General features: G+C 62.2%; 22 protein-coding genes. 21 read left to right on the top strand and 1 reads right to left on the bottom strand.

All coding sequences use genetic code 11. The annotated features are described in order from the left end of the window. Positions 1-33: 33 nt before the first annotated feature. The 21 genes from AC3G7M_RS07755 to AC3G7M_RS07655 all read left to right on the top strand — a co-directional run bounded on the left by AC3G7M_RS07755 (position 34) and on the right by AC3G7M_RS07655 (position 17,875). Entirely contained in the window at positions 34-1,356 is a 1,323-nt protein-coding gene (locus AC3G7M_RS07755; protein WP_489215363.1) for a DUF4043 domain-containing protein, read from the top strand. A 5-nt stretch (positions 1,357-1,361) separates the two neighbouring features. After that, on the top strand, positions 1,362-1,670 hold the full coding sequence (locus AC3G7M_RS07750; RefSeq protein WP_489215361.1) for a hypothetical protein: 309 nt from the start codon (positions 1,362-1,364) through the stop codon (positions 1,668-1,670). Positions 1,671-1,682: 12 nt separating this feature from the next. Further along, complete coding sequence (locus AC3G7M_RS07745) at positions 1,683-2,060, top strand: hypothetical protein (RefSeq protein ID WP_489215359.1); 378 nt, start codon at positions 1,683-1,685, stop codon at positions 2,058-2,060. A 14-nt stretch (positions 2,061-2,074) separates the two neighbouring features. Continuing rightward, on the top strand, positions 2,075-2,713 hold the full coding sequence (locus AC3G7M_RS07740) for a hypothetical protein (protein WP_489215357.1): 639 nt from the start codon (positions 2,075-2,077) through the stop codon (positions 2,711-2,713). Between the two features lies 1 nt (position 2,714). Next, on the top strand, positions 2,715-3,551 hold the full coding sequence (locus AC3G7M_RS07735; RefSeq protein ID WP_489215355.1) for a hypothetical protein: 837 nt from the start codon (positions 2,715-2,717) through the stop codon (positions 3,549-3,551). 15 nt (positions 3,552-3,566) lie between these two features. Continuing rightward, positions 3,567-5,126 (top strand): phage tail protein, encoded by a 1,560-nt coding sequence (locus tag AC3G7M_RS07730; RefSeq protein ID WP_489215353.1) that lies wholly within the window; start codon positions 3,567-3,569, stop codon positions 5,124-5,126. 15 nt (positions 5,127-5,141) lie between these two features. After that, on the top strand, positions 5,142-5,573 hold the full coding sequence (locus AC3G7M_RS07725) for a hypothetical protein (protein ID WP_489215351.1): 432 nt from the start codon (positions 5,142-5,144) through the stop codon (positions 5,571-5,573). After that, positions 5,570-5,929 (top strand): hypothetical protein, encoded by a 360-nt coding sequence (locus tag AC3G7M_RS07720; protein WP_489215349.1) that lies wholly within the window; start codon positions 5,570-5,572, stop codon positions 5,927-5,929. The genes AC3G7M_RS07725 and AC3G7M_RS07720 overlap by 4 nt, the downstream gene beginning before the upstream one ends. A gap of 146 nt (positions 5,930-6,075) precedes the next feature. Continuing rightward, on the top strand, positions 6,076-6,381 hold the full coding sequence (locus tag AC3G7M_RS07715) for a hypothetical protein (RefSeq protein ID WP_489215347.1): 306 nt from the start codon (positions 6,076-6,078) through the stop codon (positions 6,379-6,381). 944 nt (positions 6,382-7,325) lie between these two features. Then, positions 7,326-7,589 carry a hypothetical protein gene (locus AC3G7M_RS07710; RefSeq protein ID WP_489215345.1) on the top strand — a complete coding sequence of 88 codons (264 nt, stop codon included), beginning with the start codon at positions 7,326-7,328 and terminating at the stop codon, positions 7,587-7,589. Positions 7,590-7,602: 13 nt separating this feature from the next. After that, positions 7,603-8,349: a hypothetical protein gene (locus AC3G7M_RS07705; protein ID WP_489215344.1), complete on the top strand. Its 747-nt coding sequence runs from the start codon at positions 7,603-7,605 to the stop codon at positions 8,347-8,349. Between the two features lie 5 nt (positions 8,350-8,354). Continuing rightward, positions 8,355-8,540 (top strand): hypothetical protein, encoded by a 186-nt coding sequence (locus tag AC3G7M_RS07700; RefSeq protein WP_489215342.1) that lies wholly within the window; start codon positions 8,355-8,357, stop codon positions 8,538-8,540. Continuing rightward, positions 8,527-9,636 (top strand): hypothetical protein, encoded by a 1,110-nt coding sequence (locus tag AC3G7M_RS07695; RefSeq protein ID WP_489215340.1) that lies wholly within the window; start codon positions 8,527-8,529, stop codon positions 9,634-9,636. Before AC3G7M_RS07700 ends, AC3G7M_RS07695 begins: the two co-directional genes overlap by 14 nt. Continuing rightward, the gene (locus tag AC3G7M_RS07690; RefSeq protein WP_489215339.1) at positions 9,633-10,205 is read left to right on the top strand and encodes a phage baseplate assembly protein V; all 573 of its coding nucleotides are present in this window, start codon (positions 9,633-9,635) and stop codon (positions 10,203-10,205) included. Before AC3G7M_RS07695 ends, AC3G7M_RS07690 begins: the two co-directional genes overlap by 4 nt. 17 nt (positions 10,206-10,222) lie before the next feature. Next, positions 10,223-10,588, top strand: coding sequence for a hypothetical protein (locus tag AC3G7M_RS07685; RefSeq protein ID WP_489215337.1), 366 nt, complete (start codon positions 10,223-10,225; stop codon positions 10,586-10,588). Between the two features lie 37 nt (positions 10,589-10,625). Next, entirely contained in the window at positions 10,626-11,750 is a 1,125-nt protein-coding gene (locus tag AC3G7M_RS07680) for a baseplate J/gp47 family protein (protein WP_489215335.1), read from the top strand. An 11-nt stretch (positions 11,751-11,761) separates the two neighbouring features. Continuing rightward, a complete protein-coding gene (locus AC3G7M_RS07675) occupies positions 11,762-12,436 on the top strand; it encodes a hypothetical protein (RefSeq protein ID WP_489215333.1) in 675 nt (224 codons plus the stop codon). Positions 12,437-12,445: 9 nt separating this feature from the next. Beyond that, on the top strand, positions 12,446-13,687 hold the full coding sequence (locus tag AC3G7M_RS07670; protein ID WP_489215332.1) for a glycine-rich domain-containing protein: 1,242 nt from the start codon (positions 12,446-12,448) through the stop codon (positions 13,685-13,687). A 1-nt stretch (position 13,688) separates the two neighbouring features. Further along, the gene (locus tag AC3G7M_RS07665; protein WP_489215330.1) at positions 13,689-14,171 is read left to right on the top strand and encodes a phage fiber-tail adaptor protein; all 483 of its coding nucleotides are present in this window, start codon (positions 13,689-13,691) and stop codon (positions 14,169-14,171) included. Between the two features lie 3 nt (positions 14,172-14,174). Next, on the top strand, positions 14,175-16,730 hold the full coding sequence (locus tag AC3G7M_RS07660; RefSeq protein WP_489215328.1) for a right-handed parallel beta-helix repeat-containing protein: 2,556 nt from the start codon (positions 14,175-14,177) through the stop codon (positions 16,728-16,730). 23 nt (positions 16,731-16,753) lie between these two features. After that, complete coding sequence (locus AC3G7M_RS07655) at positions 16,754-17,875, top strand: hypothetical protein (RefSeq protein ID WP_489215326.1); 1,122 nt, start codon at positions 16,754-16,756, stop codon at positions 17,873-17,875. Here the strand turns inward: AC3G7M_RS07655 and AC3G7M_RS07650 are convergent, their stop codons facing one another. After that, positions 17,876-18,670 carry a phosphodiesterase gene (locus tag AC3G7M_RS07650; RefSeq protein ID WP_489215324.1) on the bottom strand — a complete coding sequence of 265 codons (795 nt, stop codon included), beginning with the start codon at positions 18,668-18,670 and terminating at the stop codon, positions 17,876-17,878. Between the last annotated feature and the right edge of the window lie 52 nt (positions 18,671-18,722).

Genomic DNA, 18,722 nt, shown 5'->3' with positions numbered 1-18,722 from the left:
TTATTTCTGACAATCAGCATTGAGAGGATCGCCATGGGCATCCAGAATTTTCCGGCAGCCTTGCAGCCGATCATCCAGCAGGGCTTCCTGGAGCGGGAGTTTCAGCAGGCTCTGCGGTCACGGCTGGGCTACCGCGCCGTCGCGGACCGGGAGGAGATCGCGGTCGGCATCGGCGAAACCCTCACCAAAACGCGGACTGGGTTGAAGCCGAGCGTGACCATCCCGCTATCCCCTGCCCTGAATACCAACCTCGACAATGGGCTCACCCCAGGCAGCTGGGGCATTGAGCAATATACGCTGACGCTGAATTTTTATGCCGCGACCGCCGACCTCAATATGGTCACAAGCCGGGTCGGCATTGCCAGCCAGTTTCTGCAGAATGCCTATACAAACGGCGAACAGGCCGCACGCAGCCTGGATGAATTGGCAAGGAACGCATTGTTCAGTGCCTATTTCGGCGGCAACACCCGCGTATCCGAGACACTCACCAGCGCCGGTCCGACGATCTCGGTCGACGATATTCGCGGCTTTCAAAACGCTTTCGTCAACGGGGTTCAAGCCAGCGTCTCCGCTTCCAATCCGCTGACCGTGACCGTGGGCAGCGATATCTACACGCTGATCGGCACCGTGGCCGACGCTACGAATATATCGACCACGCCTTACGGCATCTCTGGCGAGCTGACCTTCGGCAGCAATGTCACGGTAGCAGATGGCACGACCGGCAATTCGGTGCGAGCGGCGACGGCCAGCGCCATTCTACGGCCAGGCGGACGCACCAATACCACGCAGCTGCAGGCAACTGACACTTTGGCAATGGGTAATCTGCTCGATGCCGTGGCGACTTTGCGCAAAAATGCCGTGCCTGAGATTGACGGCGTCTACAACTGCTATCTGGACCCCGTCTCATCCCGACAGCTGTTTGCGGACCCCGATTTCAAGACCTTGTTCACGGGTGCGACTTCCAGCAACGCTGTCTTTCAGGATGGGCTGGTGAACGACTTCCTCGGGCTGCGCTTCATCCCGACCACGGAGGCTTTCGTGCAGCCGCATCCGACGCTCACGAATCTCTATGTCCGCCGGCCGATCATCTGTGGCCAGGGTGCGTTGATCGAAGGCGACTTTGCCGGCATTGGCGCCGACGATGTGGCACCGAAGGACTCAATCGTCACGATCGTGGACAACGTCGCCATGGTCACGCGGGAGCCGATCGACAGGCTGCAGCAGATCATCGCGCAAAGCTGGTATTGGATCGGCGGCTTCTGCGCGCCATCGGACACCACGACGACGCCTCTGACCGTTCCAACCGCGACCAATGCCGCCTTCAAGCGCGCGGTGATGGTCGAGCATGTGGGGTAAGGGCCATGGCCAGCGGCAGCATCGCCGCCTTCAGCCCGGAAGCCACCGTCAGCGTCGCCGCCGGCACCAGTAGCAATGCCGTGGCGCTGGGCGGCAGCGGCCCCTCCCTGCTTGTCTTCAACACCACAAGCAGCATCGCCTTCCTCAACCTCGGTGCCAGCACAAGCGTGATCGCCACGACCAGCAGTCTGCCGGTGCCCGCAGGCGCGCAGCTTCTGCTGACCGTGGGCGCCACGGTGGCAGCGGCGGCCGTCATTCTCGCGAGCGGCAGCGGCACCGTCTATCTCACCCGCGGGTCCGGCTCCGCATATTGAGCGAGCAACGATATGGCCTTCACCGACGCTGAGAAGACCGATATACGGCGCTTTTGCGGCTATCCTGCCTATGGTGCCGGGGCCAGCGGCTTTCAGGGTTGGCGCTTCTTTCAGGCCTATGGCCTGCTCGAATTCAGGCTGAACAACCTCTCCAGTGCCGAGGAAACGGTCTGCCGCACCTATCTCGGCACGCTGCGCGGGCTGGAAGCGGCGGTGCCGCAATCCGGCCAGGGGCTTGATACGGACCAGGCTGCGGTCTGGACCCGCAACAAGGATGAATTGCGCGATCGCCTGTCCCTGCTGGACGAATGGCGCCGGCGCTTGTGCAGTTTTCTGGGCTTGCCGCCGGGCCCAAGCTTTGCCGATCCTGGCGTAACACTGGTGGTATGATGGATCCCAAACGGATGCAGGACCGGGTCGCGCGCGGCCTGGGACAGGCCGCACAGCGCATTGGGGACGCCTATGATGTCTTCCGCCCCAAAGGCGCCATGGCGCCGCTTGCACCACGCAATCGCCTGCTGCGGCTGCCAGTCGCGATCCACGGCGAAGACAAGGACTGGCATCGCAGCGCGCGCTATGGGCAGCCCTTGTGGTTTGCGGTTCATGACACAGGCTATACTGAGCCGGGCGATTATCTGGTTGGCGCGGGCGGCACCTTTTTCATCGCCGCCCAGCCGCCCTTGCTGCCGTCCGTCTGTGTGCGAACCAACTCCACGATCTCCATCAGCCGTGCCTCTGGCGCCAATTCTGTTGGGATCAATGCCTATGGCGGTGTTGAACCGCCGCGCCAGGTGCCGGTTCTGGATACATGGCCGGCAAGCATGCTGGTGCAGTCGGGCGGCAGCCGCAGCGCAGGCGCTTTGCCCGGGGAGCCCGGGCCGGCCAGCTGGACCATTCTGCTGCCAGCCTTGCCCAGGTCAAACGTGACCGATCTGCGTGCCAACGATCTCATGCGCGATGAGACCGGGTTGACCGCGGTCATCACCGCCGTTGAACGCAGCGACCTTGGCTGGCGCCTGACGGCCGCCCAGGCGGTGACTTGACATGGCCGATCAAGCCGATGTCGAGACCGCCCTTGTCGCCGCGATTGCGGCCGCGATCTATCCGAATGGCGCGACGGCGGCATCCGTTCTCGGCCAGAGCGCTGCCACCTGCCGCATCTATCGCGGCTGGCCGGCCACGGCCTCGCTCAACGCCGATCTGGCTGACGGAATAGTCAACGTCAGCGTCTTCCCGTCGGGACCGCCGCGCAATACCACGCGCTACCCCGCGCAATGGACTGTGACAGCCGCAGTCGCACCTACACTGAGCATTGTCGTGCGGCACAATATAGTGACCTTCACCGGAACTCCGGCCGCCGGACAGATGGCGGGCGTCGCGGTTGACGGCACGACTTTTGTCTATCTCGTGCAACCTGGCGATACGGCCGCTTTGATTGCGGCCTCGCTCGCGGCGCAGATAACGGCCGCCGGTTACTTCGTGCAGAATTCCAATGCAATTTTGGCAGTCCCGGGGGCTGCATCGCTGCTTGCGCGGATTGAGCAGGCGCAATCCGCCTTTCGTGAAACGCGGCGCCAGATGCAACCCTTTAGAGTTAGCTGCTGGTGCCCTGACCCCTATCTGCGTGATCTGACGGCCCGCACGATCGACGGTGCCATGGCCAATACCAGTTTCCTGAGTCTGGCCGACGGGACATCCGCCCGCATCACCCTCGAAGGCGGCGCGACGATCGACCAGATGGAAAATGCCCATCTTTACCGCCGCGACCTGATCTACAGCGCGGATTACGCCACCATCCTCACCGCCGCGCAGCCGGCGATGGTTTTCGGCACAGGAACATTGGCCACGCCTGCCGGCACCATCGCGCCGCTTCTCGGCTAGTTCCAAGGAAGTCCCATGCCCATCGTGCAACAGGGCGCCATCAATACGACGGCGCTGGTGGTGCCTGATCTTTACGTGCAGATCGTGCCGCCACAGACGCTGCTCCTGAACGGCGTGCCCACGGATGTTCTCGGCCTTGTCGGCAGCGCCAGCTGGGGGCCGGTGGGCCAGCCGGTCACGATCGGCAGCATGGCGCAATATGCCGCGGCCTTCGGTCCCGTCATGCCCAGGCTGTTCGACATGGGCACGCAGCTTGCGACCGCTGTGCAGCAGGGTGCGCAGAATTTTCGCTGCGTGCGTGTCACCGACGGCACCGACACCGCGGCAACGCTGACCCTGCAGAACGCGATCACGCTGACGGCCATCAACACCGGCAGTTACGGCAACGGGATCAGCGTATCACTCTCCGCCGGGTCTCAGGCCGGAAGCACGCGCATCACCATCGCTTTGCCGGCCAACACACCCGAGGTCTTCGACAATATCACGGGTACCGGCGCCGCCCTGTGGCAGGCGATGGTGCTGGCCATCAATACAGGCAATGGCCCTTTGCGTGGCGCCTCTCAGGTTGTGACCGCCGCCTATGCCGGCGGCACGGCAGCGCCGGTTGCGGGCACTTTCAGCTTCTCAGCCGGCACGCCAGGAACCGATGGCGCAGCCAATGTGACCGCCAGCAGTCTCGTCGGCAGCGATGCCGTGCCGCGGAGGGGCATGTATGCGCTCCGCGGCCAGGGCTGTTCCGTGGCCCTGCTGGCGGATGCCAGCGACAGTACCCAATATACGACGCAGGCGGCTTTCGGTCTGTCCGAAGGGATCTACATGATCCTGACCGGCCCTTCAGACGACACGACCGCCAATGCCGTCAGCACCAAGGCGGCAGCCGGATTGGATAGCTATGCCGCCAAGCTGATGTTTGGCGACTGGATCTACTGGAACGATCAGGTGAATGCGCAGCTTCGCCTGGTCTCTCCCCAGGGCTTCGCCGCGGGCAGGCTGGTAAACCTCTCGCCCGAGCAGTCCAGTCTCAACAAGCCGCTGTTCAGCATCGCCGGCAGCCAACGCAGCGGCACTATCAGTTCCGGGCAGACCAGCACTTATTCCACAGCCGAACTGCAGCTTCTGTTCCAGAACGGCATCGACGTCATCTGCAACCCACAGCCGGGTGGCAGCTACTGGGGTGTGCGCTGCGGCCACAACTCCTCCTCGAATGCTGCGGTTAACGGAGACAATTACACGCGGCTGACGAATTATATTGCCGCGACCCTCTCCGCCGGGATGGGGCTGTATGTCGGCCAGGTCATCAACAGCACGCTGTTCCAGAATATCCGTGCGACGCTGCTGTCCTATCTGCAGGCCATGCTGACGGAAGGATTGCTCGGCAGCACGAACGGCACGCAACCCTTCTCCGTCATCTGCGACATTTCAAACAATCCCGGCAGCCGGACCGCACTGGGCTATGTGCAGGCAGACGTTCAAGTCCAATACCAGGGCATCAACGAGAAGTTCATCGTCAATGTCGAAGGCGGACAGACGGTGCAAATTACCAGTCAGACCCTGGCCAGCAGCCCCCATTCGTAGTGGAGCATAAGCACCATGGCGTTCAATAGCTTCTCCACCGGCAAGGATTGCCAAGTTGTCGTGCTCGGTCCTTTCGGCCGCGTCGACCTCGAGCATGTTACAGGCTTTGAAAGCCGGCAGATGACGGCCTCCGTCCGCGTCGATCGCATGGACGGCACCATGCTGGGCGCCGAGCTGCCAAAGGGATGGGAGGGCGCGTTCGACCTTGAACGCGGCTCCTCGGCCGCCGACGACATGCTGGCACAGATCGAGCAGGCATACATGGCCGGCACGACGCCGGCGGCCGGCACGCTCTATCAATATATCGATGAAGTGGATGGCTCTACATCCACGTATCAATTCAGCAGTGTTGTCTTCAAGCTTGCCTCGTCTGGCCTTTACAAGGGTGACGCAAGCGTCAAGCAGCGCTTGGAATTCTATGCGACGAGCCGGAGCCGGGTATCGTGACCGGACCTGCGGCTTCTCTGCTGCAGGGAACCGAGGCCGTCGAAACGATCGACAATGCCGGCCGCGTGCTGACGGTGCGCCCGCCGCATGCCCTAGACCAGTTACGGCTTTTCAAGGCCGTGGGGCCAGTTCTGGCGCAGAACCAGCCCTATCTCGGCATGGCTATGGTCGCGTGTTCCGTCACTGCGATCGACGGTGTGCCTGTACCGCTGCCCGGCAACGAGCATCAGATCGAGGCCCTTGTGCAGCGCCTGGGCGATGCCGGTCTGCAAGCTGCCAGTGCCGTTCTGGAACCCCCATCGAGCGAGGATGAGGTTCGAGACCAAGCGGGAAACTCAGCCGGCACCCCGATCTGATCGAGTGTCTTTTTCTTGTGAAGAACGGGGTGCCATTCGATACCGCCTTTGCGCTGCCGCTGGTCGAGCGGCGCGCCTTCGCCGTCGCGCTCGGGGAGATGGACGGCGCCCATTATGACTGGGACAGGCTGAGCTGGGAGGCTTGAATGATGAAAGACCTTCAGCGCCTTCTTCGGCTCGACTGGGACGAGATCGGCCACACGCTTTTGCAGTCAGCCGCAGAGCAAATGGCGGAGATTGCGCATCTGCGGGCAGATCAACCGCCCGAGGCCATTGCCATCGAGGCGATCGCGGCCGGGCATATACGCCTGTCAGTCAGATCGCCCGACCTGGTGCGACGTGAGCAGGGCGATAGCAAGACCGCGCCCCAGGCCTTTCTGGCGCCAGGGGGACAGGAGCGGGCGGCTATCCGCGACAGCCTGATCACGCAGCTCAGAAAGGTCATAGCGTGAGCGATATCGAGAGCATTGGCATTTCTTTAGTGCTGGAGAACGGTGTCGCGGAAGGGCTACGCCGGCTGGAGCGCGATCTTGCCCTATTCGATCGTGAGACCGAGCAACGGGCAGCAAAAATGCAATCCCTCGCGCAGGCTCATCTGCCGCGTTTTGCGGCCGCGCCCACAACCCAGATCCATTCGACGGCGGCCATGGCCTCCCCGCGTGTTGTGATTGCAAAACCGATCGAGGCGTCTGCAGCCGAAAAGCCGGTAGCCTGGCTACCACAAGCGATCCCGCGCATCCAGCAAGCCCCGCTGCCGCGTCTCACGCCATCCGTTCAGCGTCCTGGCCAATTGCAGCTGAGAGAACGCGGGCGTGACAAAAAGCCAGCGCCAGCAGTGTCGGTTCCTGCGCCACCGACTCCCAAGGCGAACCTGGGGCAGGCAAGACTAGCTCCGAAAGCCGTTGCCGTTACCCCACCGGCTAAAGCGAATACGCCGCCGACACTGGCGATAGGGGCGGTAGACAAGGCGGCCAAGCCCAGAATTGCGATTACGACTTCCCCACGCCCCACACCGCCCAAGATGCCGCCTGCCGATCACCCGCCTCGCATACCAGCTGTAGCGAGACGGGTGACGGCTGCGCCGCCGCCGCCGCCGCAGTCGCAGGCACGTGCGGCTCTGAAGTGTCCTGAGACCCCCATCAAACCGCGTCCATCGGGCGCACCGTCCGTAACGGTCAGCCTCTCGTCGAACGAGGCCGATCGGCCCATACCGCCGGCCCCGTCCCGCCTCGCTATCGCAAGCCCGGCCATGCCACGGCCGGAGCGGCCCAGGCCGGCGGCACCGACGCAAGCTGTGACAACACCCACGCCAAAGCCGCTGGCTACGCCGGTCGTATCCACCGCGTCACTGCCGCCGGCAACGGCGCCTGGTTCCGTTTCGCCGGCACATCCCGTCTTGCCACAGGTTTTAAACCGCACCGGGCCGCCGCCACCAGCGCCTTACTCGGCCAACCCGATCCCGGCCTCCCGCGACATGGCGCCGTCAGCACCATCTCCAGCCCCAGACAATAGTCCGCTGCAGGGCGAGCTTTCCATCGACGGCGCACAAATCGGCCGCTGGCTGGCTGAGACGGTGGCACGACAGGCCGCGCGACCGCCGACAGCGGCCAGACGCTTCAATAGCCGCATGATGCCGAACTGGCCGGGCTTTACCAACTGAGTGACCGAGAAAGTTGGCCATGACAACCACCGTTTCACTCGGTCCCTATACATTGGAATCCTTCGAGATCCCGACGGCAATCCGCTATGGCGGCCGTCAGCGCCTGGCCGTGCATGACTTGCCAGGTGGTGGACGGGTCACCGATGTGCTCGGCGGTTCTGACGCCGACATCGTCTTTGGCGGCATCATCTCAGGTAATGATGCTGATTCCAAAGCGCAGTTGCTGGATGCGCTCCGTATCTCCGGCCTGACGGTACCCCTGTTCTGGTCTGAGCAATATTTCATCGTCATTCTGGCCGAAGCGCAGTTCGACTATCGCAAACCCTGGTGGATTCCCTATCAGCTGCGATGCAGCGTGCAGAGCAACCTGGTTTACGGAACCGCGGCGACAGTACTTTCGGCCGCCACCAGTATCGCAACCGATCTTGCGAGCGCGGCCGGCTTGCTTACTGCAGTGCCTGCCGGTCTGAGTTCTGCCCAAACTGCCATATCCGCAATCGGTGGCACCACACTCGGCACCAGCGCCTACAGACAGAGCATTGCTGCAATGACGACTGCACAAACCGACCTTGGCAGCCAAGTGACTAGCACCGGTGCAGGCTTGCCCGCCATGGATTTGAGCCTGCAATCCGCTGAGCCCGCGGGCGCTGCCGCTGCCCTTACGTCCGTCACCACTGCCGCCGGGCAATTGGCATCCTTGAGCGCGGCACAAGGCTTTGTCGGCCGCAGCCTGACCATGCTCAAGACGATGGAAAGTTGAGAATCATGGCGACGATCACGGTTGTCGGCGGCGATCTCTTTCATATCGCAGCGGCTCGGTTGGGCGATGCAACCCAGTGGGTGCGCATCGCCCAGTTGAATGGACTTAAGGACCCGGTGCTGAGCGGCGTCACTACCTTGATACTGCCGCCGATCGACCCTTCTGCTGGAGGTGGCATTGCCATTCAGTAGCCTTGGTCAATCACGCAACGTCTACCTGCAACTGATCGTGGATGGTGAGGACGTTTCAGGCGCGCTGGAAGCTGACGTTTGTACCAGCAACCACCAGATTGCCGGCTGGTTCCGACTGCTTCTGGCCCTGGGGGGTGACCAGCGCTTTTCGGCCGCGGCCCTCAGTATGCTGACGGATGCGACGGCCGAGATCCGCGTCGGCATTTCACTTGCGGGCCTTCCCCGCGCAGCGGCGACGTGGCAAAGCCTGATCACAGGGCCCATCGATGAAATTACGATCGATATGGTGGCCGGCACCGTGCAAATCACGGGCCGTGATTTCTCTGCCCTTTTGATCGATTCCCTGACAGCAGAGAGCTTTCCCAACCAGACCGCCAGCGAGATCGCGCAGACCCTGGCTATTCGGCACGGACTGACACCCGCCATAACACCGACCTCGACGCCTGCCGGCCGCTATTACCAGGACGGACATACCGTTTTTTCCCTCTACCAATCGAGCGGCACGATCACGGAATGGGATCTTCTCTGCGCGCTGGCCGAAGCCGAGAGCTATGACCTCTTTGTTCAGGACCGAAGCCTGATCTTCGCGCCACCGCTGTCAGACGCGCAGCCCGCCACTTGGCAATGGATGCCCGGCGGATTAGGGGTTACGACGATGACCAGCCTGCGGCTGGAACGGAGCCTGGCACTCGCGCGCGACATTGCGGTGACCGTGCAGAGCTGGAATAGCCGGCAGCAGACGATGATCACGCAGACTGTTCACGCGTCTGCAGCTGGCACCGTCAGCAATGACACAGCCCGCAGGAAAACAGCGACATCAAACTATGTTTTGCTGCGGCCGAACTTGACAGGCGAGCAGGCCATGGCCCTTGCCACCCAGACTCTGGCCGATCTCAGCCGCCATGAGAGGGTGATCATCGCCTCCATGCCCGGCGAGTTTTTGCTCGCCCCGCGCAGCCCCGTGTCCTTGCAGGGCACGCAGACGGATTTCGACCAGACCTATGTGGTGGATGAAATCCTGCGCCGTGTCTCACCCCAGGACGGCTTTGTGCAGACGGTGCGCGCCGTGAATACACCTTTGGTTGCAACATCATGATGGAGGCCTGGACCAATGCGATCCGCGCGCAGGCGAATGCCATCAGCGGGGCAGCCGGGCAATTACGCTGCGGCCTTGTCCAATCGGTCGACCCGGCCAGCTACTGCGTCAAAGTTACGCTGCAGCCGGAGGGCGTTCTCAGCGGCTGGCTGCCAGTTGCCAGCCTTTGGACCGGGAGCGGCTGGGGTCTGGTTGCCCTCCCATCGCCCGGGCAGCAGGTTATCGTCCTGGCACAGGAAGGACGTGCCGAGCACGGCATTATTCTTGGCAGCCTTTATTCGCTGCAGGCTGCGCCGCCGAGTGCGCCGGTAGGCGAGCTGTGGCTGGTTCATGCCTCCGGCGCCTGCCTGAAGCTGCATAATGACGGCAGCATCGAGGGGAAGGCGACGGTCTGGAATTTGTCTGGTACGATCGCGCTTGAGGGTAATCTCATCGTTAGCGGTGACATCACCGACCAAGGTGGCACCCATGGGTCACTGCAGCAACTTCGCCAAATTTATGACGAGCATGTCCATCCGGGCGTGCAGACCGGCAGCGGCGATACCGGCCTGCCGATTCCCCAGGCATAAATCTCGCAGGCATCATCATGTCGGACCTCAATCATGTCTTCGGGAGCGATCTCACGGTCGCAGCGCATGGTGATCTCGCGGTGCTTGCCGGCAGCGCCTTGGGTCAACAACGCGTACTTCGCAGGCTTCTGACCAACGCTGGCGACTATATCTGGCAACTGAACTATGGCGCGGGTCTGCCGGCGATGATCGGCACGCCGGCTCAGGGCGCCAGTATTGCCGGCCTCGTCAAAAGCCAGATCTTTCTCGAAAGCAACGTCGCGCGCAGCCCTGCCCCGGCTGTTACGGTGAATGCAGCCGGCAGCATCGTGTCCCTCTCCATCAGCTATAGCGACGCTGCAGACACGACCATGCAGGCGATCGGCATCACGATATCGACCTGAAGGCTTTGTCGCCTCCTGTTCTGCGAAAGACGCAATCATGCAGATGTCGCTTCAGAATTTCACGACGCTTGTCGCTCAGGCGGCAGCGTCCGTACAGGCCAGTGCCTCCGAGCTTCTGGATTTCACGGCGGGCTCCGTCCTGCGGGCTCTGTTGGAGGCGAACGCATCCCTGGCTCTCTGGCTGCAGTGGCTCATTCTTCTGACCCTGCAGACAACACGGCTGGCGACGAGCAATGGTGCCGACGCCGACAGTTTCGGCGCCGACTTCGGCTTTAGCCGCCTTGCCGCGGTGCCAGCCCAGGGCAGTGTCACGTTCAGCCGCTATAGCGCTGGCATCACCGCTCTTATTCCGGCTGGGTTGATCGTTACAACCACAGACGGAACCTCTCAGTTTGCGGTTGTGGGTGATACAACCAACAGCGCTTGGTCAACGGCCCAGTCCGGCTATGGCTTGGGTGCCGGCGTCACCTCGGTAACTGTGCCTGTGGCTGCAACCGTCGCGGGTGCGGCCGGCAATATTCTGCCCGGCACAATCGCGCTGATTGCAAGTGCACTACCAGGCGTGGACACCGTGACCAACCCCAATGGGTTGACGGGTGGTTTGGATGCCGAAACCGACGCCGCCTTCCGCCAGCGCTTTCAAAGCTTCATCGACAGCCGCACGCGCGCCACCATCCAGGCCGTGACCTATGCCGCATACAGTGTAAAGCAAGGACTTTCCTGCACCGTTCGTGAGAACGCAGATATCAATGGCAACTATCTGCCGGGGCATTTCGTCGTCACCGTGGACGACGGTTCAGGCAACCCGTCAACCCCGCTGCTGAGTGCTGTCCAGACCGCTGTGGACGCCGTCCGCCCCCTCGGCTCGACCTTTGCCATTCAGCCGCCCAGCGTCATATCCGCCAATATCGCCCTAACCTTGACGATAGCCAGTGGCGCGGACAATGCGGCCGTTATAGCGGCGGTCAATGCGACGATCGCAAGCTATGTCAACACACTTGCGGTCGGCGGTACGCTTCCTTACACGCGTCTCGCGCAGCTTGCCTATGATGCAAGCCCGAATGTGGTCAATGTTAGCGGATTGACCCTGCAAAGCAGTAATGCCGACCTGACGGCGACACCCAGCTCCGTCATCAAACTTGGCACGCTTGCCGTCGGCTGAAAGCACAGACAATGACGGGTGATCAGGCTGATATGGTAGCGCGGCTACGGGCGGCGCTACCCCAAGGCTGGTTTGCCGATGACGCGCCCGTTCTGTCCGCAGTACTTTCTGGCTTCGCCAGCGTGTGGGCCTGGCTGTTCACACTGCTGACTTATGTTCAGCAACAGACACGCATCACGACCGCATCCGGTGGGTGGCTTGATTTGATTGCGCGTGATTACGGCGGCACGAGTTGGGCACGCGAAAGCGGCGAGACCGATACTGCATTCAGAGCGCGCATTACCCATAATCTACAGCGGCTGCGCGGCACGAGAAGTGCTTTGATCGCGAACGTGACCGCATTGACCGGCCGTCCTCCGCTTGTCTTTGAGCCTGCGAATCCCCGCGATACCGGCGGCTTCAGCACGCCCACCCTCGGCTGGAACAGCCTGGGCGGCTGGGGCTCCCTCACCCTGCCTTATCAGTGCTTCACGGTCGCCTATCGGCCAAAGGGCGGCGGGATCGCGAATGTCGGCGGTTGGGGCTCGGCCCCTGTCACTTTCGCTTTGGGCGGCTGGAACAGCGCTGCTCTGGCATGGGGCGACACCAGTCTCATCAGCGGCTCGGTCACGGACGCACAGATCCTGGCAGCCGTCGCAGAGTCCATGCCGGCTGCGACCATCGCCTGGACAGCACTTTCCAATTAAGGACCGCATATGGACCGGCAAATCGTCTATCCCGCGTCGATTCCGCTGGATACGGATTTTCTGTCGCTCAACCGGAATACAATGACAGCGATCGGCAGCGCATTGCAGGCCGCGCTGGGCACGAGCACCATCGTGGATGGCCTGGCCTGTCAGCCGACAGTGCCAGCCTCCCTGTCGGTCTCGGTGGGGGCGGGATCGATCACCCAATTCGGCATTCTGGACACGTTGAGCTATGGCTCGCTTGCAGCCGATACGACAGACCAGATTGTCAAAATGGGAATCAATCTCGCGGCAACGAGCTTTGCCATTACCCCGCCCGCCACATCCGGCCAGAGCATCATTTATTTGATCGAGGCCAGCTTCTCAGAAAGCGACACAACACCCGTCGTATTGCCTTATGTGAATGCTGCCAATCCGTCACAGCCCTATTCCGGGCCAGCCAACTCCGGTACAGCCCAAAATACGCAGCGCATTCAACGCGTGCAGCTGCAGTTGAAGGCCGGAGTTGCCGCGAATACGGGGACGCAAACGGCGCCGGCAGTCGATGCCGGATGGTCCGGCCTCTATCTGATCACAGTCAATAACGGGCAGAGCACGATCACCGCCGCCAATATCGCAGTTCACCCCGCGGCGCCTTTCCTGAATTTCAAGCTTCCGTCGCTGACCCCTGGATTTTCACGCCGCGTGGCCTATGGCGCATCCACAACCTTCACAGTGCCAGTGGGCGTGCGATTGGTCCGCGCCACCGTCGTCGGTGGTGGCGGTGGTGGCGGCGGCAGCAATGGCAGCTACGCGGCTGCCGGCGGCGGTGCGGGCGGCTTCGCAAGCGGGACGTTCAGCACGACGCCAGGCACCACCATTGCCATCACTGTAGGCGCGGGTGGCGCAGCCGGCGTGGCAGGCGCCTCTGGCGGCGGCGGCGGCAGTTCCAGCTTCGGCACCTGGCTGAGCGCGACAGGCGGCCAGGGCGGTCAATATCAAACTGCCGCATCGACACCCGGCGGCTCTGGCGGCCAGGGCAGCGGCGGCGAGCTTGCAGGCTATGGCGGCTACGGGGCTGACGGCCAGAACGGGTCAACCGTCATCGGCGGCCATGGCGGTGAAAGCCTGTATGGCGGCGGCGGACGCGCATCCACTGCGGGAAATCCTGCTCTTAATGGGCAGGCGCCGGGATCGGGCGCTGGCGGCACCTACAATACCGCGGGCAATGGCGGCCAAGGGGCCGGCGGCATCGTGGTCCTGGAGTATTGATATGCCAACTCAAGCAGCCCATTCATGGAAACCGAGTGCTGCACGACTTCTGACCATCACCGGTTTCGATCCAAGGCCGCGCGGCACCACAGCCGGTTACCAGGCAAATGCATGGCCGCCAAAAGATCCTGCCGATGTTCTCGACTATTCCTATGATATTTCGCCCGCACTTTGGGGCGATGACGGTGACAGCATTGCTTTCCTGGATGTGACGATCAACCCGAACCAAACGGGCGATCTCACACTCAACACGTCTTCCGCAGACGGCCAGTGCGCTATCCTCTGGCTTGGCGCTGGTCAGAGCGGCACAACCTATGCCGTTACCTTGGCGATTGAGACTGTGTCCGGCCGGGGATTTCAGCGTACCGTCTATCTTCCCTGCCTCTCGCTCTCGACAGAGCCGCCGCTTGGCATGGAACTGGTGACCGAAACCGGAGCCCCTATACTGGATAGCTCCGGCAACCCCATCTTCATCGAAAGTTAGACGATGCCCACGATCGATCAGTTGCCCGCTGCGGTCGCGAGTTCCGACACCGATGAGCTGATGACGACGCAAAGTGGTGGTGCGCGCAAGGTCACGCGGGCTCAGCTCCTAGCCGGTCTTCAGCCCGCAATCTCCGTGCCGCCGGGGGCTATTCTCGGCAATAGCGGCACCGCATCCAGCAGCCCGCTCGCCATTACGGTCGGCAGCAATCTGACGCTGGCCAATAGCACGCTCTCGGCCCCGGCACCTTTCGCTATAGCGGGACTGCCCGTTGGCAACGCGCCGGCCGCGACCGATCTCATTCCGGTCTCTCAGAATGGCACAGCGAATTCTGTTGCCTACAGCACATTTCTGTCGAGCCTAGCCACCCTACCTGGCTTTGACGCATCTCCGATGCAAACAAGTGCCATTGGCGGCAATACCGCGCGTAGCCTGGGAGCGCATGCTGCCGACAGCATCTGCATCGAAGATTTCGGCGCCGTGGGAAATGGTTCGACCGATGACAGCGCGGCCTTCATGGCGGCAATCGCCACCCTGCGGCCGGTGCGGCTGGGCGCGAAAACCTATATCGTCAATGGCGCGCTCACCCTCAACAATGGCGCTGCCTTGACGCTGCTCGGCATTGCCGGCCAGACCACGATCCGTAGATTGACGCAGGGCGCGGGATCAGCCTGGATCACGCTGACGGCACCGGTGGTTCATGTCGAAGGGGTGATCTTCGATGCCAATAGCAGCCTGACCGGCAGTGTCACCGCGGTTTCGGTCCCAGCAACCTGTCTACGCTCAACATTTCTCCGCTGCGCTTTTTCAAATGCCATCGGCGGCTCTGGTCTGCTGTTCAATCAATCCGACCCGATCCTGGCTCGCCATAGTGTCACCGCCTGCGAGGCCTTTGGCAATGTCAATGGCATTCGCGCGCAGGCGGTTGACGGTTTGACCGTAACGGCCTGCCATCTCTACAATAACTCGGTTGCCGGGATCTCGATCGATCTCGTCACTTCCGCACATACATTGAAATCGCGCCTGGCCGCGGTTGTCGGCAACCAGTGCTACGGCAATCAAATCGGTATTTTGGTGGGCGACTACGCCAATGCCTATGCCGTGCCCGCCACCATCGCCAATACCACGTCCGATGGAATGCTATGCGTCGTTTCCGCAAACATCGCCCATGACAATACGGAATACGGCATCGTCGCTCAGGGCTACAATCTGAATATTCAGGGGAACCTCGTCTATAGCAACGGGGGGACCAATGTGAACGGCGGCGGCATCCTGGCCAATTGCTGGGTTTCCGCGGTCAGCGGCAATGTCGTCTCGACCCATAGCGGCTTCGGGATAGATGCCGGTGCCGCAAATTTCACAATGATTGCCAACAACATCGTCTCGACATCGCGCATTGGCATCAATGCCGGCGGTGCCCAGGAGCCGCGCATAACCGGCAACTTTGTCTCGGCCGCGAGCTACTACGGCATCGTGATCTATAATAACGAGACGACGGCGGGTGGTTCACCGATCGGCGTTCCGTCGAGCGATGTTTCGATCACCGAAAACGTCATCGACATTCCAGCCGGGGGCGGCGGCATTCTGCTCATCGACGGACCACAAAATGTACATGTCGCGCGCAATGATTTCATCACCACCAGTGGCGCAGATCTGAGCCTTTGCCTTCTGCCGCTCACCGACACGGTGACGATCGCTGATAACATGCTCAATGGCGCGTCTTCGATCCATCTCTATGATCCAAGCGAAACCACCAGCGGCAGCTTCTCTGGCCTCTATTCCATGCTTTTCCCTGATGTGATCGACAAGGTATCCATCCTCAGCGCCTCGCAAGCGGTGCAATCGCTGCGGTCGCTCAATGCCGGCAACTACGCGGGCTACGTCACTTTCACCAAGCTCACCGCCGGTGGCAGTAGCTATACCAGTGCCCCGGCTGTCACCTTCAGCGGCGGTGGCGGATCGGGTGCGGCGGCCACCGCCTTTGTCATGAATGGCAGCGTGATCGGCTTTCGTATGACGAGCCTCGGCGCGGGCTATACATCCGCCCCTGCGGTCTCGCTTACCGGCGGGGGCGGAACAGGCGCTACCGCAATCGCGAATGTCGGCATCCCCGTGCCGACGGGGCGGCGCCTGACAGTCTATTGTGGCGTGCCCGTTACCTGGGCGGTTTCGGGCAGCAACCCGAGCCAGATGACCAGCTCCGGTGTCTCGATCACAACCCCTGGCCGTTCGGAGGTGGAGTGGGTCGGGCTAAGCGGCGTCTGGTTTGCCAGCCGGTACCAGCAGACCGACTATATTGCGCCTGCGACTGACGGCAGCGTGACTTTGCGCTCGCAAACCGGTGACGTTCGCCTTCACCCCGCCGGCGCCGGTGCCGTACGCTGGGTCAATGACGCGCAATCCACGGGTTGTACCACGACGATCGGCAACGGTGCGCCGACCGGCGTAGTGGCCGCACCGCCCGGATCGGATTACCGCAATCTCAGCGGTGCCGCGGGTTCCATCTTCTGGGTGAAGCAGTCCGGTACCGGCAATACGGGCTGGGTCGCCATCGCCTGAGGCGCTTTGCGAAGGAATGCGACATGCCGACAATCGCCAAGCTGCCTGCAGCTCAGACGCTGGCCCCCACCGATGTGATGCCGATAGACCAGGGAAACGGCACCAACGGCGTCACTCTGGCAGCGCTCTTCGCCGGCCAGCAGTCAGCCATCACCGCCCCTACAGGTACGCTGCTGGGGCGGGTGTCAGTGGGCTCAGGCGGTCCAGAGACCGTGGCGCTCGGCTCCGGCCTGATCATGACAAGCGGCACCATCGCCGTGGGAGGTTCATTAACCGGTCTTCTGGACGGTCAGACAGTCGATGAGCTACAGGCTGCCGCCGTCATTCATGACACGGACAGTTTTCCCCTCGATCAGGGCGGCACCACCTTGCTGCGCCAGACGATGGCCGCCGTTTGGACCTATATCGCGGCCAAGCTGCCGATTGCGACACGGCGCGTCGTTGAACTCACGACCAATACGGTTCTCGATGCGACCGCCCATAATGGCGCGATACTGGTCTGCAGCCAGCCGATCACCCTCTCGGCCAATTTTGTCAATATGGGATCAGGCTTCGCCTGTGACGTGCTCAACCTGTCGAGCGGCACGGTGACCATGGGAACCGGGATTACCGTGGGAACAGGCAATACCGGTCTGCCGGTGCAGATGGCAGCCCATCTCAGCGCCATCACCTATTCCGCGGGGAATCTGGTCTTCTGGGAGGGTGTCAGCAGCAGCGGATCATCCACTACCACATCGTCCGGCACGACCACCGTGTCCTCCGGCGGCTCCACAACCTCTTCTGGCGGTTCGACCGTCACCTCAGGCGGATCGACGGTCACCTCGGGTGGCTCCGCAACGACGGCAAGCTTCAGCTTCGTCAGCGCCCCCAGCGGCAGCTATACCGCCGGACAGGCGGGAGTCGGTGTCAACGCAACACTTGCCCCCGGCAGCGCCGCATCAGCCGTGCAGTTCGGCATCTCCTCCTCCGCCAGCACGGCACCGCTGAGTTGGACGGCAGGCGCGCTCGTGAATACGCAAAGCAACGGCGATACTTTCTGGGGCGCCTATGTCACTATGCCGAGCACCGCCGGCAGCTACTACTGCTGGGTCGAATCGGTGGACGGCACAATCTTTGGTGTCAGCGCTGCCTTCACGGTGGCCTGATCACGCGAAGGGATATGGCCCCGGAAATTCCCCGATCGGCAGATAATGCGTCAGCAGGCCGTGCGGGTCCCGCCAGTCATGCAGAAGCAGGCCCGGTGGCTCGATAAAGGATGCCGGTTCGGCAGCTGGATCGATCCGCAGGGCGATCGCCGTCGTTGTGCTCGGTGCGGTGCACAGAAGCGTACCTCCGAACCGCATCTGCATGAGACGATGGACATGTCCGCACAGGACCCGTTCAACCCCCGGTGCCCTTGCAATACAGGCCGCAAGGCGATCGGCACCAAAACAGCGATACGCGTCGAGATAGGGTACGCCGGTCACAATCGGTGGCTGATGCATCATGACGATCATCGGACGATCAGGTCGCGCCATAAGTGCCGCTTCCAGCCAAGCCTCGGCAGACGCATCAAAAAGTCCATGATGCTCGTCCGGGACAGTGACGTCGAGTGCGATGACCCGCCTGTCTCCCAATTCCAGAACGTAATGCAAGGGTCCTTCTGCCGGAAGATAGGCGTGATCACGGAAGGCCGCCCGGAAAGCCGCGCGCTCGTCATGATTGCCGGGAATGACCAGAAGCGGTGCCCTCAACGCGCTGAGAATCTCGCGGGCGACCGCATATTCCTCACGCGAACCGGTGTCCACGACATCGCCCGTCAAAAGCACAAGATCAGGCTGCGGCGATAGCCGGTTGAGCTGCGCGATGGTACGCGTGAGATCACCGTTCGAGTTTGCCGCATCCTGATAGAGAACACCGCCTGGCCGCAGATGCGGGTCTGAAATCTGCGCAATCAACATAGGCTGCCTCCCTCCATCCTCTTCCCACGGAGAGGAGCACAGCAGGTGCAGC

It is taken from the genome of Acidisoma sibiricum (genome assembly GCF_057837225.1).
This window is presented reverse-complemented; position numbering and strand designations above follow the sequence as displayed.